The 24,465-nt window shown below is 72.4% G+C and carries 27 protein-coding genes and 1 riboswitch; of the genes, 15 read left to right on the top strand and 12 right to left on the bottom strand.

The window, feature by feature from the left end; translation table 11 throughout:
- The first annotated feature begins 10 nt into the window (after positions 1-10).
- The 6 genes from AC07AZ_RS21935 (at position 11) to AC07AZ_RS21910 (ending at position 6,134) form a co-directional block, all read left to right on the top strand.
- Positions 11-523 carry an Lrp/AsnC family transcriptional regulator gene (locus AC07AZ_RS21935; RefSeq protein ID WP_478850204.1) on the top strand — a complete coding sequence of 171 codons (513 nt, stop codon included), beginning with the start codon at positions 11-13 and terminating at the stop codon, positions 521-523.
- 115 nt (positions 524-638) lie between these two features.
- Positions 639-1,460, top strand: a complete 822-nt coding sequence (ddaH, locus tag AC07AZ_RS21930; RefSeq protein ID WP_478850202.1) for a dimethylargininase — start codon at positions 639-641, stop codon at positions 1,458-1,460.
- The gene (rocD, locus tag AC07AZ_RS21925; RefSeq protein ID WP_478850200.1) at positions 1,457-2,683 is read left to right on the top strand and encodes an ornithine--oxo-acid transaminase; all 1,227 of its coding nucleotides are present in this window, start codon (positions 1,457-1,459) and stop codon (positions 2,681-2,683) included. The genes ddaH and rocD overlap by 4 nt, the downstream gene beginning before the upstream one ends.
- A 222-nt stretch (positions 2,684-2,905) precedes the next feature.
- On the top strand, positions 2,906-4,135 hold the full coding sequence (locus AC07AZ_RS21920; protein WP_478850198.1) for a PP2C family protein-serine/threonine phosphatase: 1,230 nt from the start codon (positions 2,906-2,908) through the stop codon (positions 4,133-4,135).
- A 142-nt stretch (positions 4,136-4,277) separates the two neighbouring features.
- Positions 4,278-5,003, top strand: a complete 726-nt coding sequence (locus AC07AZ_RS21915) for a lysophospholipid acyltransferase family protein (RefSeq protein WP_478850196.1) — start codon at positions 4,278-4,280, stop codon at positions 5,001-5,003.
- Between the two features lie 117 nt (positions 5,004-5,120).
- Positions 5,121-6,134 (top strand): NAD-dependent epimerase/dehydratase family protein, encoded by a 1,014-nt coding sequence (locus tag AC07AZ_RS21910; protein ID WP_478850333.1) that lies wholly within the window; start codon positions 5,121-5,123, stop codon positions 6,132-6,134.
- A 143-nt stretch (positions 6,135-6,277) separates the two neighbouring features.
- On the opposite strand, the gene AC07AZ_RS21905 is transcribed toward AC07AZ_RS21910, so the two are convergent.
- From AC07AZ_RS21905 to AC07AZ_RS21870, 8 genes are all read right to left on the bottom strand, one after another.
- On the bottom strand, positions 6,278-7,849 hold the full coding sequence (locus AC07AZ_RS21905) for an alpha/beta hydrolase (protein WP_478850194.1): 1,572 nt from the start codon (positions 7,847-7,849) through the stop codon (positions 6,278-6,280).
- A gap of 160 nt (positions 7,850-8,009) precedes the next feature.
- Entirely contained in the window at positions 8,010-8,774 is a 765-nt protein-coding gene (locus AC07AZ_RS21900) for an urease accessory protein UreD (protein ID WP_478850192.1), read from the bottom strand.
- Positions 8,762-9,439: an urease accessory protein UreG gene (gene ureG, locus AC07AZ_RS21895; RefSeq protein ID WP_478850190.1), complete on the bottom strand. Its 678-nt coding sequence runs from the start codon at positions 9,437-9,439 to the stop codon at positions 8,762-8,764. Before ureG ends, AC07AZ_RS21900 begins: the two co-directional genes overlap by 13 nt.
- Positions 9,440-9,630: 191 nt before the next feature.
- On the bottom strand, positions 9,631-10,305 hold the full coding sequence (locus AC07AZ_RS21890) for an urease accessory protein UreF (protein ID WP_478850188.1): 675 nt from the start codon (positions 10,303-10,305) through the stop codon (positions 9,631-9,633).
- Entirely contained in the window at positions 10,305-12,026 is a 1,722-nt protein-coding gene (locus AC07AZ_RS21885) for an urease subunit alpha (protein WP_478850186.1), read from the bottom strand. The genes AC07AZ_RS21890 and AC07AZ_RS21885 overlap by 1 nt, the downstream gene beginning before the upstream one ends.
- The gene (locus tag AC07AZ_RS21880) at positions 12,019-12,330 is read right to left on the bottom strand and encodes an urease subunit beta (protein WP_478850184.1); all 312 of its coding nucleotides are present in this window, start codon (positions 12,328-12,330) and stop codon (positions 12,019-12,021) included. Before AC07AZ_RS21880 ends, AC07AZ_RS21885 begins: the two co-directional genes overlap by 8 nt.
- A 14-nt stretch (positions 12,331-12,344) precedes the next feature.
- Positions 12,345-12,647 (bottom strand): urease subunit gamma, encoded by a 303-nt coding sequence (locus AC07AZ_RS21875; RefSeq protein ID WP_478850182.1) that lies wholly within the window; start codon positions 12,645-12,647, stop codon positions 12,345-12,347.
- A gap of 304 nt (positions 12,648-12,951) precedes the next feature.
- Positions 12,952-13,230: a type II toxin-antitoxin system Phd/YefM family antitoxin gene (locus tag AC07AZ_RS21870; RefSeq protein ID WP_478850180.1), complete on the bottom strand. Its 279-nt coding sequence runs from the start codon at positions 13,228-13,230 to the stop codon at positions 12,952-12,954.
- A 374-nt stretch (positions 13,231-13,604) separates the two neighbouring features.
- Between AC07AZ_RS21870 and AC07AZ_RS21865 the strand changes: the two genes are divergently transcribed.
- Both AC07AZ_RS21865 and AC07AZ_RS21860 read left to right on the top strand, forming a co-directional pair.
- Positions 13,605-13,913, top strand: a complete 309-nt coding sequence (locus AC07AZ_RS21865) for a hypothetical protein (protein WP_478850178.1) — start codon at positions 13,605-13,607, stop codon at positions 13,911-13,913.
- 368 nt (positions 13,914-14,281) lie between these two features.
- A riboswitch (cyclic di-AMP (ydaO/yuaA leader) is annotated at positions 14,282-14,461 on the top strand.
- A gap of 3 nt (positions 14,462-14,464) precedes the next feature.
- Positions 14,465-14,938: a C40 family peptidase gene (locus AC07AZ_RS21860; protein WP_478850176.1), complete on the top strand. Its 474-nt coding sequence runs from the start codon at positions 14,465-14,467 to the stop codon at positions 14,936-14,938.
- Positions 14,939-15,270: 332 nt separating this feature from the next.
- Here the strand turns inward: AC07AZ_RS21860 and AC07AZ_RS21855 are convergent, their stop codons facing one another.
- Positions 15,271-15,729, bottom strand: coding sequence for an ATP-binding protein (locus AC07AZ_RS21855; protein WP_478850174.1), 459 nt, complete (start codon positions 15,727-15,729; stop codon positions 15,271-15,273).
- A 214-nt stretch (positions 15,730-15,943) separates the two neighbouring features.
- Here AC07AZ_RS21855 and AC07AZ_RS21850 point away from each other — a divergent pair, with 214 nt between their 5' ends.
- Both AC07AZ_RS21850 and AC07AZ_RS21845 read left to right on the top strand, forming a co-directional pair.
- Positions 15,944-16,804, top strand: a complete 861-nt coding sequence (locus AC07AZ_RS21850; protein ID WP_478850172.1) for a helix-turn-helix domain-containing protein — start codon at positions 15,944-15,946, stop codon at positions 16,802-16,804.
- A gap of 9 nt (positions 16,805-16,813) precedes the next feature.
- A complete protein-coding gene (locus AC07AZ_RS21845) occupies positions 16,814-17,044 on the top strand; it encodes a DUF397 domain-containing protein (protein ID WP_478850170.1) in 231 nt (76 codons plus the stop codon).
- Between the two features lie 41 nt (positions 17,045-17,085).
- On the opposite strand, the gene AC07AZ_RS21840 is transcribed toward AC07AZ_RS21845, so the two are convergent.
- Entirely contained in the window at positions 17,086-18,213 is a 1,128-nt protein-coding gene (locus AC07AZ_RS21840; RefSeq protein WP_478850168.1) for an 8-amino-7-oxononanoate synthase, read from the bottom strand.
- Positions 18,214-18,361: 148 nt separating this feature from the next.
- Between AC07AZ_RS21840 and bioB the strand changes: the two genes are divergently transcribed.
- From bioB to AC07AZ_RS21820, 4 genes are all read left to right on the top strand, one after another.
- Positions 18,362-19,621, top strand: coding sequence for a biotin synthase BioB (bioB, locus tag AC07AZ_RS21835; protein WP_478850166.1), 1,260 nt, complete (start codon positions 18,362-18,364; stop codon positions 19,619-19,621).
- Complete coding sequence (locus AC07AZ_RS21830; RefSeq protein ID WP_478850164.1) at positions 19,614-20,894, top strand: adenosylmethionine--8-amino-7-oxononanoate transaminase; 1,281 nt, start codon at positions 19,614-19,616, stop codon at positions 20,892-20,894. The genes bioB and AC07AZ_RS21830 overlap by 8 nt, the downstream gene beginning before the upstream one ends.
- Positions 20,895-20,947: 53 nt before the next feature.
- Complete coding sequence (gene bioD / locus AC07AZ_RS21825; protein ID WP_478850162.1) at positions 20,948-21,664, top strand: dethiobiotin synthase; 717 nt, start codon at positions 20,948-20,950, stop codon at positions 21,662-21,664.
- 405 nt (positions 21,665-22,069) lie between these two features.
- Positions 22,070-22,759 carry a class I SAM-dependent methyltransferase gene (locus AC07AZ_RS21820; protein ID WP_478850160.1) on the top strand — a complete coding sequence of 230 codons (690 nt, stop codon included), beginning with the start codon at positions 22,070-22,072 and terminating at the stop codon, positions 22,757-22,759.
- Positions 22,760-22,811: 52 nt separating this feature from the next.
- Here the strand turns inward: AC07AZ_RS21820 and AC07AZ_RS21815 are convergent, their stop codons facing one another.
- Entirely contained in the window at positions 22,812-23,186 is a 375-nt protein-coding gene (locus AC07AZ_RS21815) for a fic family toxin-antitoxin system, toxin component (RefSeq protein WP_478850158.1), read from the bottom strand.
- Positions 23,187-23,190: 4 nt separating this feature from the next.
- A complete protein-coding gene (locus AC07AZ_RS21810) occupies positions 23,191-23,442 on the bottom strand; it encodes a toxin-antitoxin system HicB family antitoxin (RefSeq protein WP_478850156.1) in 252 nt (83 codons plus the stop codon).
- A gap of 198 nt (positions 23,443-23,640) precedes the next feature.
- Here AC07AZ_RS21810 and AC07AZ_RS21805 point away from each other — a divergent pair, with 198 nt between their 5' ends.
- Positions 23,641-24,465 (top strand): ABC transporter ATP-binding protein, encoded by an 825-nt coding sequence (locus AC07AZ_RS21805; protein ID WP_478850154.1) that lies wholly within the window; start codon positions 23,641-23,643, stop codon positions 24,463-24,465.

The following is a 24,465-nucleotide window of genomic DNA, read 5'->3' as shown; positions in this document are numbered from 1 at the left end:
CAGTGCCGGCATGAACAGCAGGACCACCCCGTTCGACGAGCTCGACCGGAAGATCATCACCGCGCTGATGGCGAACGCCCGGACCAGCTTCGCCGAGATCGGCGCGGCGATCGGGCTGTCCTCGACGGCGGTCAAACGGCGCGTGGACCGGCTGCGCGACACGGGCGTGATCACCGGGTTCACGGCCACGGTGCGGCCCTCGGCGCTGGGCTGGCGCACGGAGGCGTACGTCGAGGTGTACTGCGAGGGAGCGGCCCCGCCGCGGCGGCTCGCCGAGGTGGTCCGCAACCATCCGGAGATCACGGCGGCCATGACGGTGACCGGCGGCGCGGACGCGCTGCTGCACGTGCGGGCACGCGACGTGGAGCACTTCGAGGAGGTGCTGGAGCGGATCAGGGCGGAGCCGTTCGTCCGCAAGACGATCAGCGTGATGGTGCTGTCCCACCTCATCCCGGAGAGTCCGGAGGCCGGCGCCAGCCACGCGGCGCCCGAAGACGCAGCAGACGTGCGTCAGGGCGGGTGACAACGCAGCGTTCCTGCGTGGACACGCAGCTCCCGTTCCTTGTCGGGCGTCCGGGTCAGTTCCTACCTTGGTGTCAACCCTCAGTCGACACCGCAGGAAGCGGAGGAACCCCTCTGTGACCCACAGCCGTGTGCCGCGCCGACGGCGCTTTCTGGTCTGCGAACCCAGACACTTCGCCGTGCAGTACGCGATCAACCCCTGGATGCATCCCGACACCCGCGTCGACGTCGACCTGGCCCAGGAGCAGTGGCAGACGCTGATCCGCGCCTACCGCGCCCACGGCCACGCCGTCGAGACGGTGGAGCCGGTCCCCGGCCTGCCCGACATGGTCTTCGCCGCGAACTCGGCGGTCGTCGTCGGCGGCCGCGTCTTCGGCTCCCTCTTCCACGCGCCCGAGCGCCGCCCCGAGTCCACGCACTACGACACCTGGTTCAGGTCCGCGGGCTACGACGTGCACCGGCCCGAGGCCGTCTGCGAGGGCGAGGGCGACCTGGTCTGGACGGGCCGCTACGTGCTGGCCGGCACCGGGTTCCGCACCACCCGCGAGGCACACCGCGAGGTGCAGGAGTTCTTCGGCCACCCGGTGATCGGCCTGACGCTGGTGGACCCGTACTTCTACCACCTGGACACGGCCCTGTTCGTCCTCGACGACGGGGACGAGAACAACATCGTGTACTACCCGGAGGCGTTCTCCGCGGGCAGCCGGGCGGTGCTCGCGCGGCTGTACCCGGACGCGGTGCTCGCCACCCGCGAGGACGCGATGACGTTCGGCCTGAACTCGGTGTCCGACGGCCGTCACGTCTTCATCGCCCCGCAGGCGGAGGCGCTCGCCGCCCGCCTCGACTCGCACGGTTACGTCCCCGTCCCCGTCGACCTGTCGGAGTTCCGGAAAGCCGGCGGCGGCATCAAGTGCTGCACTCAGGAGATCCGCTCATGACCGCTCCCGTCCGCGCACGTTCGTCCGCCGACCTGATCCGCGCCGAGGAGCCGGTCCTGGCGCACAACTACCACCCGCTGCCGGTGGTCGTCGCCCGCGCCGAGGGCACCTGGGTGGAGGACGTCGAGGGCCGCCGCTACCTCGACATGCTGGCCGGGTACTCGGCCCTCAACTTCGGCCACCGCCACCCCGCGCTGATCGAGGCCGCGCACCGGCAGCTCGACCGGCTGACGCTCACCTCGCGCGCCTTCCACAACGACCGGCTCGCGGAGTTCGCCGAGGGGCTCGCCGCACTGACCGGCCAGGACATGGTACTGCCCATGAACACCGGCGCCGAGGCGGTGGAGAGCGGCATCAAGGTGGCCCGCAAGTGGGCCTACGACGTGAAGGGCGTCCCGGCCGACCGGGCGACGATCGTGGTCGCGGCGGACAACTTCCACGGCCGTACGACGACGATCGTCAGCTTCTCCACGGACGAGACGGCCCGGACCGGCTTCGGCCCCTTCACACCGGGCTTCCGGATCGTGCCGTACAACGACCTCGCGGCGCTGGAGGCGGCCGTCGACGAGACGACGGCGGCGGTGCTGCTCGAACCCATCCAGGGTGAGGCGGGTGTCGTCATCCCGGACGAGGGCTATCTGACCGGTGTCCGTGAACTGACCCGCCGCACGGGCTGTCTGTTCGTCGCCGACGAGATCCAGTCGGGGCTCGGCCGCACCGGCAGCACGCTGGCCGTCGAGCACGAGTCGGTCGTCCCGGACCTGCTGCTGCTCGGCAAGGCGCTGGGCGGCGGCATCGTGCCGGTGTCCGCGGTGGTGGGCCGCCGGGACGTGCTCGGCGTCCTCGGGCCGGGTGAGCACGGCTCGACGTTCGGCGGCAACCCGCTCGCCGCCGCCGTGGGCACGGCGGTGGTCGAACTGCTGGAGACCGGTGAGTTCCAGCGCCGGGCGGCCGAGCTGGGCGTCCTCCTGCGGGACGGGCTCACCGGCCTGGTGGGCAAGGGTGTCGTCGGGTTCCGGGCGCGCGGCCTGTGGGCGGGGGTCGACGTCGACCCGGCCATCGGCACCGGTCGCGAGGTCAGCGCGCGGCTCATGCGGGAGGGCGTCCTGGTCAAGGACACCCACGGTTCGACGATCCGTCTCGCGCCCCCGCTGACGATCACCGGCGAGGAGTTGCAAGGGGCGCTCGGCGCACTGGAGCGGGTGCTGGCCCAGGCGGGCTGACACCCCGGCGCGACCGGGTGAGGGGGCCGCCGGGCGACCCGGCGGCCCCCTCGCCCGCCGCCCCCTCGTCTCCCCCGCGCGATCACTGGGCGATCACTGGGCGATCGCCGTACCTGAGAGCGGAACCGCGCGGCCCCGGCGCCTACCACACGATCGACCCATCCCCGCCCTGAACGGGCACTTCGTGGGAAACTGGGGTGATCCCGGTGGTAAGGCGGGGACATGAGAACTTTGGCGATCAACTACGCGGCGGCGTTCCAGGCCCTGCCCGGCATGGTGGCACTGCTCACCCCGGACCTGGTCTACGCGGACGCCAACGAGGAGTTCCTGCGGGTGTCCGGACGCAGGCGCCTCGACGTGGTCGGCCGCTACCTCTTCGACGTGTTCCCCGCCAACCCGGGCGACCCCGACGCCACCGGGATGCGCAACCTGGAGGCCTCGCTGCGCCGGGTACTGGCCACCGGAGAGCGCGAGGCGATGGCCCTGCAGCGCTACGACCTGGAGGACCCCGAACGGCCCGGCGTGTGGGAGACCCGCTACTGGAGCGCGGTCAACGCCCCCGTGCACGGCCCCGGCGGCAAGGTGGTGCTGCTGGTGCACCGGGTCGAGGAGATCACCGAGCTGATCCGGGCCCGCGGCGGCTCCGGCGGCAGCCGGGGCCGGGCCCTGGAGGCCGAGCTGTACACCCGCGCCCGCGAACTCCAGGACCTCAACGACCGGCTGCGCCGGGCCCACGCCCGCGAGCGCGAGGTCGCCCTCGCCCTGCAGGAGGCGATGCTTCCCGCCCCGCGGCAGCTGCCCCACCACCGGGCCGCCGTCCGCTACCGGCCGGCCGTCGGCGCGCTGAACGTCTGCGGGGACTGGTACGACCTGGTCGATCTGGTCGACGGCCACCGCCTCGGTGTCTCCGTCGGCGACGTGGTCGGGCACGGCCTGGCGGCGGCCGGTGTGATGGGCCAGCTCCGCAGCGCGCTCAGCGCCGCCTCCCGGGTCGCCGAGGGACCGGCCCAGGCGCTCAACGTCCTGGGCCGGTACGCCCACGTGGTGGACGGCGCGGAATCGGCCACCGCGGTCACGACCTTCGTCGACTTCGAGCGTCACACCATCGCCTACAGCAGCGCCGGACATCCGCCACCCGTGCTGGTCCACCCCGACGGTCGCGTGGAGTTCCTCGACCGGGCCACCGATCCGCCGCTCGACGCCCATCCGGACCCGGGCCCCAGGCCGCAGGCCGAGACCACGTTCACCAGCGGCGCGACCCTCGTGCTGTACACCGACGGTCTGATCGAGCGGCGCCACGAGGACATCGACGTCGGCCTGGCCCGGCTCGCCGGCTCCGTCAGCCGTCACCGGACGGCGGACCCGGAGACACTCGCGGACACCGTCCTGCTCGAACTGCTGCCGCCGGGCGGCGCCACCGACGACACCGCGCTGATCGTCGTCCGCCTGTGACGCGGCGCCGGGGGATTGAGCCAGTGGCGTCCGGGCCGGTTCCAAGTGCCCGGACCTGCACCTACACTGACACCCCAAACACGTCGGTTGACCTGCTGGAACACGGCGGTTGAGGCGATCCGCCGGAGTGAGGAGCGACCTGTTGTTCTACTACGTCCTCAAATACGTCTTGCTGGGGCCCCTGTTGAGAGTGGTCTTCCGGCCACGCATCGAGGGCCTCGACAACGTACCTCCGGAGGGCGCGGCGATCATCGCCGGCAACCACCTGTCGTTCTCCGACCACTTCCTGATGCCGGCGGTCCTCAAACGGCGCATCACGTTCCTGGCGAAGGCCGAGTACTTCACGGGCCCCGGCGTAAGGGGCCGGCTGACGGCGGCGTTCTTCCGCAGCGCCGGGCAGATTCCGGTCGACCGCTCCGGCAAGGAGGCGGGCCAGGCCGCCATCCGCGAGGGCCTCGGTGTGCTGTCCAAGGACGAACTGCTCGGCATCTATCCGGAGGGGACGCGCTCCCACGACGGACGCCTCTACAAGGGCAAGGTCGGCGTCGCGGTCATGGCGTTGCGGGCCGGGGTCCCGGTCGTCCCGTGCGCGATGATCGGCACGTTCGAGGCACAGCCGCCGGGCAAGGTGGTCCCCACGCTCCACCCCGTCGTGATCCGCTTCGGCAAGCCCCTCGACTTCTCCCGGTACGCCGGCATGGAGAACGAGAAGGCCGTGCTGCGGGCGATCACCGACGAGATCATGTACGCGATCCTGTCGCTGTCCGGGCAGGAGTACGTCGACCGGTACGCGGCCGTCGTGAAGGCGGATGAGGCGGCGGCCCGCTCGGCCAGGGAACGCCGCTTCCCGCGTATGCCGCTCGGTTAGCAGCCGCCCTGGGCTCCCCGCCCGGCCGGTTCGCGCACCGGTCCCGGCGTCTGCTGTCGGCAGAGGGCCGTGGCACGAGGACTGTGAGGACCGTACGGTCCCGGCATGAGACGTGCTGTGGTGATCGGGGCGACGGGGCAGATCGGGCGGGTGGCCGTGGGCGCGCTGGCCCGCGACGGCTGGGAGGTGACGGCCGTGTCGCGGGGCGGCGGCCGGGACGAGGACTGGCCCGAGGACGTGCGGGTCGCGCGGGCCGACCGGTCCGAGGACGCGGCGCTCGCCGCTGTGGTCGGCGACGGCTGCGACGTTCTGGTGGACATGGTCGCCTACGGGCGCGCCGACGCCCGGCAGTTGACCTCGCTCGCCGGCCGCGTCGGCTCGGCCGTGGTGATCTCCAGCGTGTCGGTGTACGAGGACGACAGGGGCCGCACCTTCGACACGCAGGAGGAGCCGGACGGCTTCCCCGCGTACCCGGTGCCGATCACCGAGGAGCAGCGCACCATCGCCCCCGGAGAGGCGTCCTACAGCACCCGCAAGGCGGACCTGGAGCGTGAACTCCTCGCGGTGGGCGACCGGTTGCCCACCACGCTGCTGCGCGCGGGCGCGATCCACGGACCCCACTGTCAGACCCCGCGCGAGCTGTACTTCGTCAAGCGCCATCTGGACGGGCGACGGCGGCGTGTGCTTGCGTTCGGCGGCCGGAGCCGGTTCCACCCGGCGAGCGTCCACAACATCGCGGAGTTGATCCGCCTGGCCGCGGCCCGGCCGGGCACCAGGGCTCTCAACGCCGTTGACCCGGACGCGCCGACGGTCGCCGAGATCGCCGCCGCGATCGACGCGGTGACGGGGGCCGAGGCGGAGACCGTCCTCGTGGAGGGGCCCCCTCCGGCGCCCACCGTGGGCGACACGCCCTGGTCGGTACCGGTGCCGGTGGTCTGCGACATGTCGGCCGCGGAGCGGGAGTTGGGCTACCGCGCGGTGGCCCGCTACGCCGAGACGCTGCCCGGCACCGTCGCCTGGATCGAGGGACGACTGTCCGGACGGGACTGGCGGGAGGCGTACCCGAAGATGTTCCGCACCTACGGCGACCTGTTCGACTACGCGGCGGAGGACGCCTGGCTCGCGCGCTGAGAACAAGCGGAGACGGGGAGGCGTGGAAGGGGCGGCCGGGGAGGGACGGCCGGGAAGGGGAAGCCGGGAAGGCCCGGTGGCCGGAAAAGGGCGAAGGGGCGGCCGGTGGCCCGGCCGCCCCTTCGTGTTCGCGCGTCCGCCGGTTACGGCTTCGGCGTGGCGTGCGGTCCGCAGGTGACGTCGGCGCGGTCCAGCTTGCCGGTGAGCAGGTAGGTGTCCACCCGCTCGTTGACGCACGGGTTGACCAGGCCGGTCACACCGTGGGAACCGGCGTTCTCCTCGGTGATCAGGCGGGAGCCCTTGAAGCGCTTGTGGAGGCTGACGGCACCGGCGTACGGCGTCGCGGCGTCGCGCTCCGACTGCACGATCAGGACCGGCGGCAGACCCTTGCCGGTCCGCACCTCCACCGGGGTCCGCTGCTTGACCGGCCAGGTGGCGCAGGGCAGGTTCATCCAGGCGTTGGCCCAGGTCATGAACGGGTAGTCCTTGTTGAGCCGGGTGTTGTCCCGGTTCCAGGTGCGCCAGCTGGTGGGCCACTTGGCGTCGGTGCACTCGACGGCCGTGTAGACGGCGTTGCCGTTCTCCGCGGTGATGTTGCCCGCCGTGTCCGACAGGTCGGGGGCGGCCGCGTCGACCAGTGCCTGCGTGTCGCCGGCGACGTACTGGCTGAACACGGTGGCGACCGGCACCCACGAGGAGTCGTAGTACGGGGCGCTCTGGAAGAAGGAGATCAGTTCGGCCGGGCCGACGACCCCGCCGAGCGGGTTCTTCTTCGCGGTGGCGCGCAGGTCCAGCCACTTGGCCTGGACGGCGGCGCGGGTCGTGCCGAGGTGGAAGGTGGAGTCGTTGGCGGCGACCCAGTCCTCCCAGTCCTTCCAGCGGCCCTCGAAGGCGATGTCCTGCTCCAGGTTGGCCTGGTACCAGATGTTCTCGCGCGACGGGTCGACGACGCTGTCCACGATCATCCGGCGGATGTGGCCCGGGAACAGCGTGCCGTAGACGGCGCCGAGGTAGGTGCCGTAGGAGACGCCGAGGTAGTTGAGCTTCTTCTCGCCGAGCCCGGCCCGGATCACGTCCAGGTCGCGCGCGGTGTTCGGCGTGGTCATCTGCGGCAGCATCGCGCCGCTGCGCTCGTGGCAGCCGTCCGCGTACTCACGGGCGAGCTTGCGCTGGGCGGTCTTGTCGGCCTCGGTGTCGGGCACCGGGTCCGCCTTGGGCGCCTTGACGAACTCCTGCGGGTCGATGCAGGAGATGGGCGCGGAGTGGCCGACGCCACGCGGGTCGAAGCCCACGAAGTCGTACGCCTTGGCGGTGTTGGCCCACAGGGCGTTCTTCGTGGTCACCCGGCGCGGGAAGCGGAGACCGGAGCCGCCGGGTCCGCCGGGGTTGTAGACGAGCGCGCCCTGGCGCTCCTTCTTCGTCCCGGTGTTGCCCATGTGGTCGACGGCCAGCTTGATCTGCTTGCCGTTGGGCTTCGCGTAGTCGAGCGGCACGGTGACCCAGCCGCACTGGATCGGCTTCTCCAGGCCCCAGTCGGCCGGGCAGTCCTGCCAGTCGATCCCGGCCTTCGCGGCCCGTTGCGCGGCGATCACGGCACCGCGGGCCTCACGGTCCTGCCCGGGCCGGCTGCCCGCGGTCGCGCTGGCGGAGGGCGCCGCGACGGCGCCGGCTATCAGCGTGGCGGTGACGAACGCTCCGGCCGAACCGAGCGCCATCACCCGGCTCTTAGGTCTGCTGCCCCTCAAGTGGGACCTCCCCGTACGTCGTTGCGATTGGTACGGGGATCCTCCCGGCTGTGAGGTCCCTGAGAACAGGGTTCGTTGACCTTCTTTGCCAATCCGATAAACGGATAGGCTCGTTCGCTCGGCGAACTGGTCAGAAAGTGACCGCCACTTCGTCCAGCAGCCGGCGCAGCAGCAGGGCGTCCGGCGCCACCGCCGTCACCAGTGCGGCGGGCCCGGCGAGCGGAACGACCGCCGCCCCCTCCCCCAGGACCCGGGCCGTCACCGGAGCGGCCCCGAACTCAGGTCGTACGACGAGGAGTTGCCCCACGGCGCGATGTCCCGCCAGCACGGCGGGGCCGTCCCAGCCGCCCGGCGCGCCGGGTCCGCAGGCCAGTTCCTGGTCGAGGACGGTCCGCCCCGCGATCCGCAGGCGCAGCCGGGAGGACAGCCGGCCGGGTTCCTCACCGGCCCGTCCGAGCACCTGTTCCTCGCGCAGCACGAGCCGGGCACCGGCGGCGAGGTCGACGTGCGTGGAGACGTACAGGTCACTGCCGCGGACCGAGATCAACTGCTCCGGCAGCCAGTGCAGTTCACCCCCGCCGGCCACGGTGAGCCGCACGTCGTAGTGTGCCTCCCCCTTGGTCTGGCCCGGCAGCGCGATGGTGGCGGCGGCGGAGCCGACCCGCAGCCGGGCGCCCGCCTCCACACCGGCCTCGACCGTGAAGTGGTCGCCGCCGAGCGGCCCGCTCATCGCGCCGACCAGCACGACCTTCGCCTCTGCGGCGCTACCCCGGGTCCGGCGCAGTGCGAGCGGCCCGTCGCCCTCCAGGACCGGCAGGGAGGTCCCGCCTCGGCCGTCGTCCCGCGCGACGATCCGCGCGGTGGCCCGCACCCCGCTCGCGTTCACGCCGTCCACGCGGCGAGTTGCGCCCGCACCCAGTCGGCGACGTCCCTGACTCCGGCCTCGGTCCTCAGCGACTGGAAGACCACCGGGAGTTCGGCCCGCTGCGCCTTGGCGTCGGCGGCCATCCGCCCCAGGTCGGAGCCGACGTACGGCGCGAGGTCGGTCTTGTTGACGACGAGCAGGTCGGCCGTGGTGACGCCGGGTCCGCCCTTGCGCGGGATGTCGTCGCCGCCGGCCACGTCGATCACGAAGATCTGGGCGTCGACCAGCCCTCTGGAGAAGGTCGCGGTCAGGTTGTCGCCGCCGGACTCGACGAGGATCAGGTCCAGCGGCCCGGCCTCGTCCTCCAGGTCCTCGACCGCTTCGAGGTTCGCGGAGATGTCGTCGCGGATCGCGGTGTGCGGGCAGGCCCCGGTCTCCACGGCGGTGATCCGCTCGGGCGGCAGCACGGCCTCGCGGAGCAGGAACTCGGCGTCCTCACGGGTGTAGATGTCGTTGGTGACGACGGCGAGCGACAGCTCCTCCCGCAGGGCCCGGCACAGCGCGGCGACGGTGGCCGTCTTACCGGACCCGACGGGCCCCCCGAGCCCGATCCGCAGCGCCCGCCGCAGTCCGTCGGGACGGTGGGCGTCGGCACCGACCGCGGAGACACCGTCGTGGGAGTGGTCAAGATGCATGGCAACGGCTCCATCTGTCTGGTGAGCCCGTCCGGCGCCTCGGGCGTTTCAGCCCGTCCGGCGGCCGAACGGATCGTGGGCATTTGAGCCCGTCCGGCGTTGGAGGACAAGGCCGTTCAGGCCGAACAGGGGTTCGGGGGCGGAGCCCCCGAGGGTGGGGAACGGAAACGGGCGGCGGGGGCGCACACCCCCTACGACGCGAACAGCCGTACCGGCCATGCCGCGTGCGCCTCGGCGGAGATCTCCAGCAACGGCGCGGACCTCGCCGGCAACACGTCGACGCCGCCCGTCACCACCATCCGCGCCGCCTCCACCGCCTCGTCCACGACACGATCCAGCTCCGGCGCCAACCGTGCCAGCACCCCCGTCGCATCGAAGGGATCGAGGCTCAGCAACCGCACGGTCGCACTCGCGGGGCCGCTGACACACTCGTACGTCGCGCAGTAGGCCGCGTCGTCGGGCTTCAGCCCCGCCGCCCGCGCCGCGAGCCCGAGCACCACCGGCTGATGGGCGCCCTTGGGGAACTCCCGTGCCAGCGCGTCGAGTTCGGCCGAGGGCCAGGTCGCCCGCGCGGCCCGCATCAGCTGCCGCCCGAGTCTTCGCCCGGCGACCCGCAGCGCGGGCGACGGCGTGCGCGCGTCGGCGGCCGCGTCCAGGTCCGCGGGGTCCACGCCGAGCGCGGCCGCCGCGGCCAGCGAGGCCGCGACCAGCCCGGCCGTGTGCAGACGCCCCCGGCAGAAGGTCTCGAGGCTCGCGGCCCCGGTCACCCGCCCCGCCCTGACGGCCGCCTCGACTCCGCCGGAGTGCGCGTGCCCTCCGGCGGGAAACCGGCCGTCCGCCAGGACCAGCAGTGTCGCCCTGGACATCAGAAGAGGAAGTAACGCTGGGCCAGGGGCAGTTCGGCGGCCGGTGTCGCCTCGACGAGCTCACCGTCGATGTGCACGGCGAAGCTGTCGGGGTCGACGCGCACCGCGGGCCGCGCGTCGTTCTCCCGCATGTCGGCCTTGGTGACCCCACGCGTCGAGTCGATCGCGACGAACCGCTTGCCGAGCTGGAGCCGCTCCGGCAGTCCGTCCTCGATGGCCAGCGGGGCCACGAAGTTGAACGAGTTGGACGCCGGCGCCCGCCCGATCGCCCCGTACATCGGACGCGGCAGGATCGGCTGCGGAGTGGGGATCGAGGCGTTCGCGTCGCCCATCTGCGCGTACGCGATCTGGCCGCCCTTGATGACGAGGTGCGGCTTGACCCCGAAGAACGCCGGCTCCCACAGCACCAGGTCGGCGAGCTTCCCGGTCTCGACGGAGCCGACCTGCCGGGCGACCCCCTGCGCGAGCGCCGGGTTGATCGTGTACTTGGCGACATAGCGGCGTACGCGGTGGTTGTCCGCGCGCCCGTCGCCGGGCAGCGCGCCCCTGCGCCGCTTCATCACGTGGGCGGTCTGCCAGGTCCGCATGATCACCTCGCCCACGCGGCCCATCGCCTGGGCGTCGGAGGAGATGATCGAGATCGCGCCCAGGTCGTGGAGGATGTCCTCCGCGCCGATCGTCGACGGCCTGATCCGGGACTCGGCGAAGGCGAGGTCCTCGGGGACGGCCGGGTTGAGGTGGTGGCACACCATCAGCATGTCGAGGTGTTCCTCGGCGGTGTTGACGGTGAACGGCCGGGTCGGGTTGGTCGAGCTGGGCAGGACGTGCGGCTCGGAGACCACGGTCATGATGTCCGGCGCGTGCCCGCCGCCCGCGCCCTCGGTGTGGTAGGCGTGGATGCCGCGCCCGGCGATCGCGGCGAGCGTGTCGCCGACGAACCCCGCCTCGTTGAGGGTGTCCGTGTGGATGGCGACCTGGATGCCGGTCCGGTCGGCGACGGTCAGCGAGGCGTCGATCACCGCCGGGGTCGAGCCCCAGTCCTCGTGCAGCTTGAGGCCGAGGGCGCCGCCGCGGATCTGCGAGAGCATCGCGTCCTGCGAGACGGTGTTGCCCTTGCCGAGCAGCCCGAAGTTGAGCGGGTACTGCTCCATCGCCTCCAGCATCCGGGCCAGGTGCCAGGGCCCCGGCGTCACGGTGGTCGCCTTCGAGCCCTCCGCGGGTCCGGTGCCGCCGCCGATCAGGGTGGTGATCCCGGAGGCGAGCGCCTCGTCGGCGATCTGCGGGCAGATGAAGTGGACGTGCGCGTCGATGGCGCCGGCCGTCAGGATCCGCCCGTTGCCGGCGATGATCTCGGTCTCGGGGCCGATCACCAGGTCGGGATGGACGCCGTCCATGGTGTCGGGGTTGCCGGCCTTGCCGATGCCGGTGATCCGGCCGTCGCGGATGCCGACGTCGGCCTTGACGATGCCCCAGTGGTCGATGATCACCACACCGGTGACGACGGTGTCCGGGGTGCCCTCGGCGCGGGTGGCGCGCGCCTGTCCCATGGACTCCCGGATGACCTTCCCGCCGCCGAAGACCGCCTCGTCCCCGGCGAGTCCGGGGCCGCCGGAACGATCCTCCTCGATCTCGACGAGGAGGTCCGTGTCGGCGAGCCGGATGCGGTCACCGGTCGTCGGGCCGAACAGGTCGGCGTAGGCGGCACGTGAGATCTCAGGCATCGAGGGGACCTCCGGTCTCCCCGCGCAGGCCGGGCACGATCCGGGCACCGGCGAGCGGGACGAGTTCGACGTCGGCGGGGATGCCCGGCTCGAAGCGCACGGCGGTCCCCGCGGCGATGTTCAGCCGCTTGCCGCGGGCGGCGGCGCGGTCGAAGTCCAGACCGGGGTTGGCCTCGGCGAAGTGGTAGTGGGAGCCGACCTGGACGGGCCGGTCGGCGGCGTTGAGGACGGTCAGCCGGGTGACCTCGCGGCCCTCGTTGTAGACGATCGGATCGTCCGCGTACAGGATCTCTCCGGGAATCATGGCGGCAGCCCCCGTCAGACGATCGGGTCGTGGACGGTGACGAGCTTGGTGCCGTCCGGGAAGGTCGCCTCGACCTGGACGTCGTGGATTATCTCGGGGATGCCCTCCATGACGTCGTCCCGGGTGAGCAGTTTGCGCCCGGAGGACATGAGCTCGGCGACCGTACGGCCGTCCCGCGCGCCCTCGAGGATGTGCGAGGTGATCAGCGCGACGGTCTCGGGGTGGTTCAGCCTCAGGCCGCGGGCCCGGCGCTTCTCGGCCACGTCGGCCGCCACGTGGATGAGCAGCCTCTCTTGCTCGTGCGGGGTCAGTTGCACGTCCCACCTCACAGTCCTCGCTCCGGACCGTGCAGGGTCCGGTTGCCGCCGCCGCCAGGGCAAAGTGCCTGGTGGTGGATCGGCAGGCTAGTTGGACCGGGTTTCAGGCGCGTTAACCGAACCGGGACGCGTCAGGCCGCCGGGCTGGGGTCCGCCATGCTCGTGAACGTCCGTGATCCGCCCCGCCGCCGCCCCTCGGGCGATGGCGGACCGGACCGTATACGGCGCCCGCCTGGTCGGCACGCGGGGCCCAGGACGGTGGACGCGCGCACCGCACCCGCCGCTTCAGGGGGCGATGCCGCCGCTAGGACGCGCCCGGCCCCCGGTGCTCCGCCGTGACGCCGAAGCGGTGTCGCTCGTCGGGAGCGGGCCGGGTCTCGCGGACGCTGGAGACCGCGCCGACCACCTGCTCCCGCGGAGCGTCCCCGAGCCCTTCGAGCCGCTCCAGGTCGGCGGCCGAGACGAGGGCGACGAGGGGCTTGCCGTGCCGTGTCACGACGACCCGCTCACCGCCGTAGACGACACGGTTGATCAGGTCGGCGAGCTCAGCCCTGGCTTGTGTCACCGGAATCTCGTAGGCCATGAGCCCATCCTAACGTGACGTACGTCCTGTACATTTTTTCACAGGGCCATGAGCGAGTCACCACGGAGAGACACCACGCAGACACCGCAGACGGCCCTGCCGGAGCCGGCTCTGCCGCGAGGAGGGGTTCGCGATGACCCGACGGTCCGCCCGTCACGTCCCACCCGGGTTCACCGAGACACCGGGCAGGCGGTTCACGCTGCCGGGCGCCCGCGTCGTGCCCCGCCGGCCCTCGCCGCCCGGACAGCCGGAGGGACGGCCCGGTGATGCCGTCGTCCCGGCCCGCGGGCCGGCCCGCGTCCGCACCCGGACGAAAAGGCCGCTCGTACGGCACACGGGCCGCCGTCCCGAGCCCGGCGACAGGTGAGCCGTCGATGCCGCCACCGGAACTCCCGCCGCTGCCCGCCCTGACCCGCGCCGAGGGCGAGTTGATCGATCGTTACCTCGACGTGGTCGACCTGCTGGGCCGGATCAACCCCGCGCGCCCCGGGGACACCTACCGCGGCCTGCGCGCCGCCCAGGCCCTGGTCGCCAAGGCGGCCCTGCTGCGGGACGCCCTGGAGCTGATGCACCGGCGCGGCGAGACCGAACTGCACGCCCCCACCCTGGCCCGTGCGCTGCGCGTGCTGGACGGGGAGCGCCGCACGGACCGCGTCACGCTGCCCGCCGAGGCCGACAGTTGACGCACCGTCGCCGCTCCCGGTGCCCCGGCGCGGCGGCGGGTGTCCGGGACGACGCCGAAACGGACCAAAAGGGGTACCGCCGATCGGAGTAGGCGCTCGTCCTGTTTTAGGCCCGTCCGAGTTGCGCAACACGCGTGGGCCGAGGGCGGAATCGGACATTCCATCGCTGGTCCGGGGGTGCGCGACCCCTCCAACGCCCCCTCGAACAAAGGGGTGTCCACCCGAACGGGTGAGTGGTGAGTAACAACACAAACCACCGATTCCATTGGGTTTTTCGGACATCTGTCAGCCAAGATCCGTGTCTGACGACAAGACCCCGCCGCAGTGGCGGGGCGATCCGGGCGGACGCCGAGTCCTGCCGCCGCGCGGATGACCGGTCGACAGAAGTGGTTCGGCAGGAGTGGAGGACCCAAGCACGACGGGTCGCCGGAACGGTCACGCCATGACCGGTTCGAGCAGCCCTTGGGGTGAAGCCGCAACCGCGGCCGGGCAACTTCGCCAGCCCGAATCCGACAGGTCATCCTTCACAGGCGGCTGACGAAGGGTTGCGCATGACTGCGCTCAATCGTGTCCCGTCGCTCATGGTCCGGGCCGGTACGGCTTCGGCTCTCACCATCGCCGCGGTGGGCGGCTCCGTCGTGATCCCGGGTGTCGCCTCCGACGCCGCGGCCGCCACACCGGCGACGAAGGCACTGCACATCGCCGCTTCCAAGAAGGGCGCCCCGTACAGCTACGGCGCCACCGGGCCGCGCAGGTTCGACTGCTCCGGGCTCACGCTGTACTCGTTCAAGAAGGCGGGCAAGAAACTGCCCCGCACGGCGGCCCAGCAGTACAACAAGACGCACCACATCTCCGCCAGGAGCCGCAAGGCCGGAGACCTGGTGTTCTTCCACTCGGGTTCGAGCGTCTACCACGTGGGGATCTACGCCGGCAAGGGCAAGATATGGCATGCCCCGAAGACCGGTGACGTGGTGCGGCTGCAGAAGATCTGGACGAAGAGCGTCTGGTACGGCCGGGTCAACTGACTCTCCCGGGGAGACGGCGGTCGCCTGACACGCCGCCGTCTCCCCGGGGTCCCACCCGGGCCCGCGGGGTCACCCGCGGGCGCTGGTCACCCGTACGCCCCTGGTCGGTCTCGGCCTGAGGGGGCCGCTTCCCCGGAGGGTGCCCCCGACGGGCCTCGCCGACGAGCGGGCCGCCTCCCGGGCTCCCGCCGGCCCGCGCCCGCCGCCCGCGCCCCGCAAGCCCTCCGCGCCCCAGAGGCCGACCGCGTCCCCGGGCGGGCATGGTGGCGCCGCGAGCCGTCCGTACGGCGCCTGTAAGGACCGTGTGGCGCGCCGGCAACGGTGCCGGGGGTCTACGGCTCCTGCTGCCCCGCCGCGGTCACCGGCGCGACCGGGACCGTCCACGGCAGCTCGATGAAGACCGTCTTGCCGCCCTCGCGGGTGGGCCGCACCCTCAGCTTGCCGCCGAACTCCGCGGTCAGCCAGCGGATGATCACCATGCCCCGGCCGTTGTCCTGCTGGACGGCGGCCGGCAGCCTCTTGGGGAACCGCGGGTGGCTGTCGGTGACACCGATGCGCAGGTGTTCGTCACGGTCCAGCGCGATGTCCACCGTGAAGGTGGGGGACTGCCCGAAGGTGTGCTGTACGGCGTTGGTGGCGAGTTCCGAGACGATGAGCCGGATGGTGTCGGCGGCCTCCGTGTCCGCCGGCAGCCCCCACTCCGTCAGGGTGCTCACCACATAGGCCCGGGCCGCGGAAACCGAAGCGGGATCGCTCGGCAGAGTGACGGATGCTTCCAGATGGTCTGCCATGGCGACGTCGTCCCTTTCCCACGGGACCGCAGCCGGACACGGAGCGGATGGTTCGAGTACGGTCCCGGACTGGTGCTTCGTTCGTCAGAGTGCCATCACCGTGCCGGTCCCGGGTGTCGATCCACCAAGATGTGCATATATCTGTCGCTCGAAGCGGTGAACTCTCCGACGGAAGACCGTATTTGGGTGGCCCGGAAGGAGTAAGGAGTTGCGCATGCAGCACGGTCCCGCGGTACGCCGCCGGAAACTCGGCGCCGAACTGCGTGCGTTGCGCACCGGTGCGGCGCTCACCAGTGGTGAGGCGGCCCGTCTGGTGGGCTGGCACCAGTCGAAGGTGAGCCGGATCGAAACCGGCGCCAGCGGGGTGAAACCGGCCGACGTGCGGTTGCTTCTGGACGCGTACGGCGTGACCGATTCCCAACTGCGCGAGTTACTCGTGGTGTTGGCGGGCTCGGACGAGAGCGGTGGGCGCCACCACTGGTGGCACGCGTACCGCGGGATACTCCCGGCGACCTACCGGGACTTCATCAGCCTGGAGTCGCAGGCGAGCGCGATGCGCACCCTGGAGACCTCGGTGATTCCCGGGTTGCTGCAGACCCCCGAGTACGCCCGGGCGGTCACCCGGGCCGCGGTGGACGGGCTGGACGAGGAGCGGCTGCACGCCCTGGTGGAGGTGCGGCTGGCCAGGCAGGACGTGCTGCGGGCGGACCCGCCGCTGGAGTTGAGCGCCGTCCTCGACGAGGCGGTCCTGCGGCGCGAGGTCGGCGGCCCCGGGGTGATGACACGGCAACTGGAACGGCTGGTCGAGTCGGCACGGCTGCCCCAAGTGCATGTGCAGGTGCTGCCGTTCGCGGCCGGCGCGCACATCGGAATCACCGGGCCTTTCGTTATCTTCTCATTTTCGCGCACTTCTGATCTGGATGTGGTGGTTCTCGACCACTTGACGAGTAGCCTCTACCTCGAACGGAAAGAAGACCTAGAGGCCTACACCGAGGCCTTCAACGCCCTTCGGATGTACGCGCTTTCACCCGAGGACTCGTTGGACTACATCGCCCGGATAGGTGGCGGCGCGTAAGGAGGCACCATGTCAGCTCTGCCTCGGAACGTACCTTCCAGCACCGCTCTGCACGGAGTGCGATGGCTGCGCAGCAGCTACAGCACGGGAGCGAACAACTGCGTCGAGACGGCGCGACCGATGGCCGGCCCAGGCGCCGGACTGCTCGCCGTACGCGACTCCAAGGACCCGGCCGGACCCGCGCTGCTCTTCTCCCCCGAGAGCTGGACGGACTTCACCGCCGGTATCCGCCTTCTCTGACCGCCTTCACCTCGCGCGGCACGCGGCCGTGTCACGCCGACTCATGGTCGCGTCTCGCCGATCACCCGTACAGCGCTTTCGATCTGCGCCCCGGAGAGGTCCCCGCGGGCTGTCAGCCTGAGCCGTGAGATGCCGTCGGGCACGGAAGGAGGACGGAAGCACCCCACGGCCAGCCCGGCCGCACGGCAGTCGGCCGCCCAGCGTACGGCCCCCTCCGGGGACGGCGCCCGAACGGAGACGACCGCCGCGTCCGGACGTACCGCGTCCAGACCGGCGGCTGTCAGGCGTGCGTGCAGTTCGCCCGCGACCGCGCGCGCCCGCGCCGCCCGGTCCGGCTCGCGGCGCAGCAGTTCCAGGGCGGCCAGGGCGGCGCCCGCCGCCGCGGGCGCCAGGCCCGTGTCGAAGATGAACGTGCGGGCCACGTTGACCAGGTGGTCGATCACCCGGGCCGGGCCGAGCACGGCGCCGCCCTGACTCCCGAGCGACTTGGACAGCGTGACCGTCGCGACGACGTCCCCGGCCCCCGCGAGCCCGGCCGCGTGCGGCGCGCCCCGGCCGCCGTCGCCGATCACCCCGAGGCCGTGGGCGTCGTCGACCACCAGTCCGGCCCCGTACTCCCGGCACACCCCGGCGAGCGCGGACAGCGGGGCGGCGTCGCCGTCGACCGAGAAGACCGTGTCGGACACGGCGACGGCCGGGCCGTCGTGCGTGTGCAGGGCCTTGCGCACGGCCTCCGGGTCGGCGTGCCCGACGACCTGGGTCGTGCCCCGGGCCAGCCGGCAGCCGTCGATCAGGGAGGCGTGGTTTCCCGCGTCGGACACGACCAGCGAACCGTGCGGGGCGAGCGCGGTGACGGCGGCGATGTTGGCCGCGTAGCCGGAGGAGAGGACGAGCGCCGCCTCGAAGCCGCAGAAGTCCGCCAGCTCGCGTTCCAGCCGGGTGTGCAGTTCGGTCGTGCCGGTCACGAGCCGGGAGCCGGTCGCGCCGGCGCCCCAGGTCCGCGCGGCCCGGACCGCGCCCTCGGTGACCTCGGGGTGCCGGGACAGGCCCAGGTAGTCGTTGCTCGCCAGGTCGAGGAGCGGCGAGTCGGCGGGGCGGGGGCGCAGGGTCCGGACGAGCCCGGCGTCGCGGCGCGCTCGCGCCTGCTCGTCGATCCAGCCGAACGCCATGGCTCCTCCGGGGATTTTGTAGGCAGTGACCAGACCCTAGCGGTACGTTTTGCGGCCCACCGTGTGGCAATACCCACACGGCCGTGGGGCGCTGTTTGTCCGAAGCCTCCTTGGCCGCGGGCGGTCTCGTAGGACAGGATCGGCTCTCATGGACCTGCTGAACACGCTGGTGGACAAGGGGCTTCGGCGCGAGGTGCCGAGCCGCGAGGAAGCTCTTGCCGTCCTCGCCACTTCCGACGACGATCTGCTCGATGTGGTGGCCGCGGCCGGGAAGGTGCGCCGCCACTGGTTCGGCCGACGGGTGAAGCTCAACTACCTCGTCAACCTGAAGTCCGGACTGTGCCCCGAGGACTGCTCCTACTGCTCGCAGCGGCTCGGTTCGACGGCCGGCATCCTGAAGTACACCTGGCTCAAGCCCGAGGAGGCGTCCAGGGCCGCCGCGGCCGGCCTCGCGGGCGGCGCCAAGCGGGTGTGCCTGGTGGCCAGCGGCCGCGGCCCGACGGACCGGGACGTGGACCGCGTCTCGGACACCATCAAGGCAATCAAGGACGGCAACGAGGGCGTCGAGGTGTGCGCCTGTCTGGGCCTGCTCTCCGACGGCCAGGCCGACCGGCTGCGGGAGGCCGGCGCGGACGCCTACAACCACAACCTCAACACGTCCGAGGCGACGTACGGGGACATCACGACCACGCACACCTACGCCGACCGCGTGGACACCGTGCGGAAGGCGCACGCGGCGGGTCTGTCGGCCTGCTCGGGTCTGATCGCCGGCATGGGCGAGAGCGACGAGGACCTGGTCGACGTGGTCTTCTCCCTGCGCGAGCTGGACCCCGACTCGGTGCCGGTCAACTTCCTGATCCCGTTCGAGGGCACCCCGCTGGCCAAGGAGTGGAACCTCACCCCGCAGCGCTGCCTGCGCATCCTGGCGATGGTCCGGTTCGTCTGCCCGGACGTCGAGGTCCGGATCGCGGGTGGCCGCGAGGTGCACCTGCGCACCATGCAGCCGCTCGCCCTGAACCTGGCGAACTCGATCTTCCTCGGCGACTACCTCACCAGCGAGGGCCAGGCCGGGAAGGCCGACCTGGAGATGATCGCGGACGCCGGGTTCGAGGTGGAGGGCGCCGACCAGGTGACCCTGCCGCGGCACCGGTCCGAGGCCGGCGCCGGTGGCGGGTGCGGGTCGCACGAGGGCGCCGGGTGCGGCTCCCACGGCGGCGGCGCCTGCGGGTCGCACGAGGGTGGCGGTGGCTGCGGGTCGCACGAGGGCGCCGGCGTCTGCGGTTCCGCCGTCGCGGTCCCTGCCGCCGCCGAGGCCGGTGCCGTGGCCGCGCAGCCCGGCGAGGCCCGTACCGACCTCGTCGCCGTCCGCCGCAGGGGTGCCGGGACGGATCTCGCGCCCAATGCCTGATCTGAGCCTGCCCGAACTGCTGGACCTCGACCGGCGGCACGTCTGGCATCCGTACGGGCCCATGCCCGGCCGCCAGGAACCGCTGGTCGTGGCGTCGGCGAGCGGGGTACGGCTCACCCTCGCCGACGGCTCCGGCGAACTGGTCGACGGCATGTCGTCCTGGTGGTCGGCGATCCACGGCTACAACCACCCGGTGCTCAACGAGGCGGCGCGGGCGCAGCTGGGGCGCATGAGTCACGTGATGTTCGGCGGGCTCACCCACGAGCCCGCCGTACGGCTGGCGAAGCTCCTTGTCGACATGTCGCCCGACGGCTTGGAGCACGTCTTCCTCGCCGACTCCGGATCGGTGTCCGTCGAGGTCGCCGTCAAGATGTGCCTGCAGTACTGGCGCTCGCTGGGCCGCCCCGGCAAGCAGCGGCTGCTGACCTGGCGCGGCGGCTACCACGGCGACACCTGGCAGCCGATGTCCGTGTGCGACCCCGAGGGCGGGATGCACGAGCTGTGGACGGGTGTGCTCCCGCGCCAGGTGTTCGTGGACGCGCCTCCCGCCGAGTACGACGAGTCGTACGCGCGGGGGCTGCGCGCGGCGATCGCGGCGCACGCGGACGAACTGGCCGCGGTGATCGTCGAGCCGGTGGTGCAGGGGGCCGGCGGGATGCGGTTCCACTCCCCCGCCTACCTGCGGGTTCTGCGCGAGGCGTGCGACGCGCACGGCGTGCTGCTGGTGTTCGACGAGATCGCCACCGGTTTCGGCCGTACGGGCGCGTTGTTCGCCGCGGACCACGCGGCGGTGACGCCGGACGTGATGTGCGTGGGCAAGGCCATGACCGGCGGCTACCTCACGATGGCGGCGACGCTGTGCACGCCGGAGGTCGCCGACGGGATCTCGCGCGGCGAGGTCCCGGTCCTCGCCCACGGGCCGACCTTCATGGGCAACCCGCTCGCGGCCTCCGTGGCCTGCGCCTCGATCGAGTTGCTGCTCGGGCAGGACTGGCGTGCACAGGTCAAGCGGATCGAGGCCGGACTGCGGGACGGACTGAGGCCGGCCGCGGACCTTCCGGGCGTGCGGGACGTACGGGTCCTCGGTGCGATCGGCGTGGTCCAGCTGGACCACGAGGTGGACATGGCGGCCGCCACCCGCGCCGCCGTACGCGAGGGTGTGTGGCTGCGCCCGTTCCGCGACCTCGTCTACACCATGCCGCCGTACGTCACGGACGACGCCGACCTGGCCCGGATCACCCGCGCGGTGTGCGCCGCCGCGCGCGAGGGCTGAGGACGACCGGACGAGCGGGCAGGCGCGCCGCACGAGAACGCGGAGGGAATGACATGCCGGTACTGGTGATCACGGGCACGGGCACGGAGGTCGGCAAGACGGTCGCGACCGCCGCCGTCGCCGCGGCGGCCCGCGCGGCCGGCCGGTCGGTGGCCGTGCTGAAGGCCGCGCAGACGGGTGTACGGCCGGACGAGCCCGGGGACGCCGCCGAGGTCGTGCGGCTCGCCGGGGAGGTGACGGCGGCCGAAGTGGCCCGCTATCCCGAGCCGTTGGCGCCCGCCACGGCAGCCCGCCGGGCCGGGCGGAAGCCGGTGCGTCCGCACGAGGTGGCCGAGGCCGCGCAGAAGCTGTCCGCCGAGCACGACCTGGTGCTGGTGGAGGGGGCGGGCGGACTGCTCGTCCGGTTCGACGCGGAGGGCGGCACGCTCGCGGACGCTGCCGGGCTGCTGGAGGCACCCGTACTGCTCGTGGCGTCCGCGGGCCTGGGCACGCTGAACACCACCGAACTGACGGCACGCGAACTCCGGACCCGGGGGCTCGGCCTGCTCGGGATCGTGATCGGCAGCTGGCCCGACGTGCCCGACCTGGCGTCCCGCTGCAACCTCGCGGATCTGCCGGACGTGGCCGCGGCGCCCCTTCTCGGCGCCCTGCCCGCCGGAGCGGGAACGCTCGCCCCCGCCGCCTTCCGCACCGACGCTCCGGGCTGGCTGGCACCCCGGCTCGACGGGACATGGGACGCCGAGGCGTTCCACGTGCGGGAAGGCGCGTAGCGGGCGGCTTTCGGAAAGGTGGGGCCGCCGGCGGGCATGGGGGTGCGGGGCCGCGGGCGGAGGCCGGCCGAGCGGTACAGGGCGGTTGACCTGCCCTTCTCGGTCCACCGGTCCGCCGGTCCGGCCGGTCCGGCGCCGAAGTCCCGCCGTTCTGCCACCGGACTCACCGGCGGTCCGGCCGGTCCACGGGTCGGCGGGCCGGTGAGCGGGTGAGCGGGTCAGCCGGCGGGCCGATGAGCCGGTGAGCCGGTGAGCCGGCGGGCCGGTGAGCCGGTGAGCCGGTGAGCCGGTGAGCCGGTGAGCCGGTGAGCCGGTGAGCCGGTGAGCCGGCGGGCCGGTGACATGGGTGCGCGGCTGCCCGGCGGGGAACACTCGCCGTAAGGCCCGTCCCGCGAGGAGGTCCCCATGGCGCTGAGGTCCGGCGGTTCCGGCAGGGTGGCGCGGGATGCCGTGCACCATCCCCTGTTCGCCCGGTACTACGCCCGCGTCAGCGTCACCGCGGAGACGCGGCTCGGCATGGGCGCGGTGCGCGCGCGGCTGCTGACCGGGCTGTCGGGGCGGGTGATCGAGATCGGCGCGGGCAACGGCCTGAACTTCGCCCACTACCCGGGCCCGGTCGCGGAGGTGGTGGCGATCGAACCGGAGCGCCGGCTGCGGCGGGCTGCGGTGGAGGCCGCGCTGCGCGCGGAGGTGCCCGTCGACGTCGTGCCGGGCGCGGCGGAGGCGCTGCCGGTCAAGAGCGAGGCTTTCGACGCGGCGGTCGTCTCGCTGGTGCTGTGCAGCGTGCGTGATGTGCCGCGCGCCCTCGGCGAGGTACGGCGGGTGCTGCGGCCCGGTGGGGTCGTCCGGTTCTTCGAGCACGGCCGGGGCGGCGGCCCGGTCATGCGCGCCGCCCAGCGCACGCTGGACCGGACGCTGTGGCCGCCCCTGAACGGCGGCTGCCACCTGGCCCGCGACCCGGTCGCCGCACTGCGCGACGCCGGGTTCGAACTGGGCCCCTACCGAAGCGTCCTGATGCCGGAGAAGGGTCCGGCGCTGCCCACGTCCTTCTGTGTGCTGGGCACCGCGTGGCGTCCCGGCCCCGAGGAGCGATGAGCGCCGGAACCACCGGAACAGCCGGAACAGCCGGAACAGCCGGAACAGCCGGTCACAGGCTCCACTGCCGCAGTTCCCGCGCGATGTCGTCGACCGAGGCGTCCCCGCTCTTGACCAGGCGGGCCAGGTCGCGGACCTGCTCGGGCGAGGTGACGACCTTGAGGCCGCTGGCGATCAGGTAGGCGTAGGCGACGGCGGAGGCGAACAGCGCGTTGGAGCGCTCCAGCGCGGGCACGTGGATGAGGAGTTGCAGCAGGGCGGCGGCGCGCGCGTGCGGGCTGTCGTAGACGGGGACGTCGAAGATCTCGGCCCGGTGGCGCGCGACGGCCGCGACCAGCGCGCCCCAGTCGGTGACCTGGGGGTCTCCCGGGGTCTTGTGTTCGGCGAGCATCAGCAGCCAGGCGAGGTCGATCCTGAGATTGCTCAAGGTCTCAGCGACGGCCTTCCCGGGTGCCCTCGGCACCCGGAGCCCGGTCCGCGCCGAACTCGTCGGTGAAGACGGACTCGTACTGCTTCATGAAGTCGGCGGCGGCCTCCACGAAGGTGTGGCCCACTTCCCCGGTGTCCTGTCTGACCAGTTCCTCGATGTAGCGGTTGACGCTCATCCCGCGGGCCAGGGCGCGTTCGCGGGCGGCGCGCGCGGTGCCCTCGTCCACGCGCACGTTCAGCTGGGTCTTCGCCATACCCCGACGCTAGCGCCGAACCGCTAGCGCGGGCAAGTGGTCCACCCAGGGGTGGAGGTTGCCCCTTACACCGATATCAGGGGCCCGACCTGGGGTGGAGAGCCGCCGACACCCAGGGGGGATACCGGGTGTGCGGCCGGTCACACTACCCTCGGCCGGGACCACCGGGTCGGAAGGTCCAGGAGCGAGGAGGCAGCCTTGTCCACACCTGCTACGGAGCGCGCGCCGGGCCTGGCGTCGGCCGACGGGGTCGCGGCCCGCGCCCGCGGTCTGACCAAGGCGTACGGCTCGGGCGAGACCGCGGTGCTGGCCCTGGACTCGGTGGACGTGGACATCGCGCGCGGCCGCTTCACCGCCGTCATGGGACCGTCGGGCTCCGGCAAGTCCACGATGATGCACTGTCTGGCGGGCCTCGACTCCGTCTCGGCCGGCCAGGTGTGGCTCGGCGACACCGAGATCACCGGGCTGAAGGACCGCGAGCTGACCCGGCTGCGCCGGGACCGGATCGGGTTCATGTTCCAGTCGTTCAACCTCATTCCGACGCTGAACGCGGCCGAGAACATCACCCTGCCCATGGACATCGCGGGCAAGAAGCCCGACAAGAAGTGGCTGGACCAGGTCATCGACACGCTCGGGCTGCGCGACCGGCTGGGTCACCGGCCCGCCCAGCTCTCCGGGGGGCAGCAGCAGCGCGTCGCCTGCGCCCGCGCGCTCGCCTCCCGCCCCGAGCTGATCTTCGCGGACGAGCCGACCGGCAACCTCGACTCCCGCGCCGGGCTGGAAGTGCTCGGCTTCCTGCGCGAGGCCGTCGACCAGCTGGGGCAGACCGTGGTCATGGTCACCCACGACCCGGGCGCCGCCGCCCACTCCGACCTGGTGCTCTTCCTCGCCGACGGCCGGATCGTCGACGAGATGCAACGGCCGACGGCCGAGGCGGTGCTGGAACGCATGCGCCTGTTCACCGGTTCCGGCGGCACCTCCGCCGGCCGGCCCGACGACGACGCCACCCCCGACGAGGACTGA

It is taken from the genome of Streptomyces sp. NPDC043878 (genome assembly GCF_056435735.1).
The sequence above is the reverse complement of the archived record's forward strand: the minus strand, read 5'-3'. Positions and strand labels throughout refer to the sequence as shown.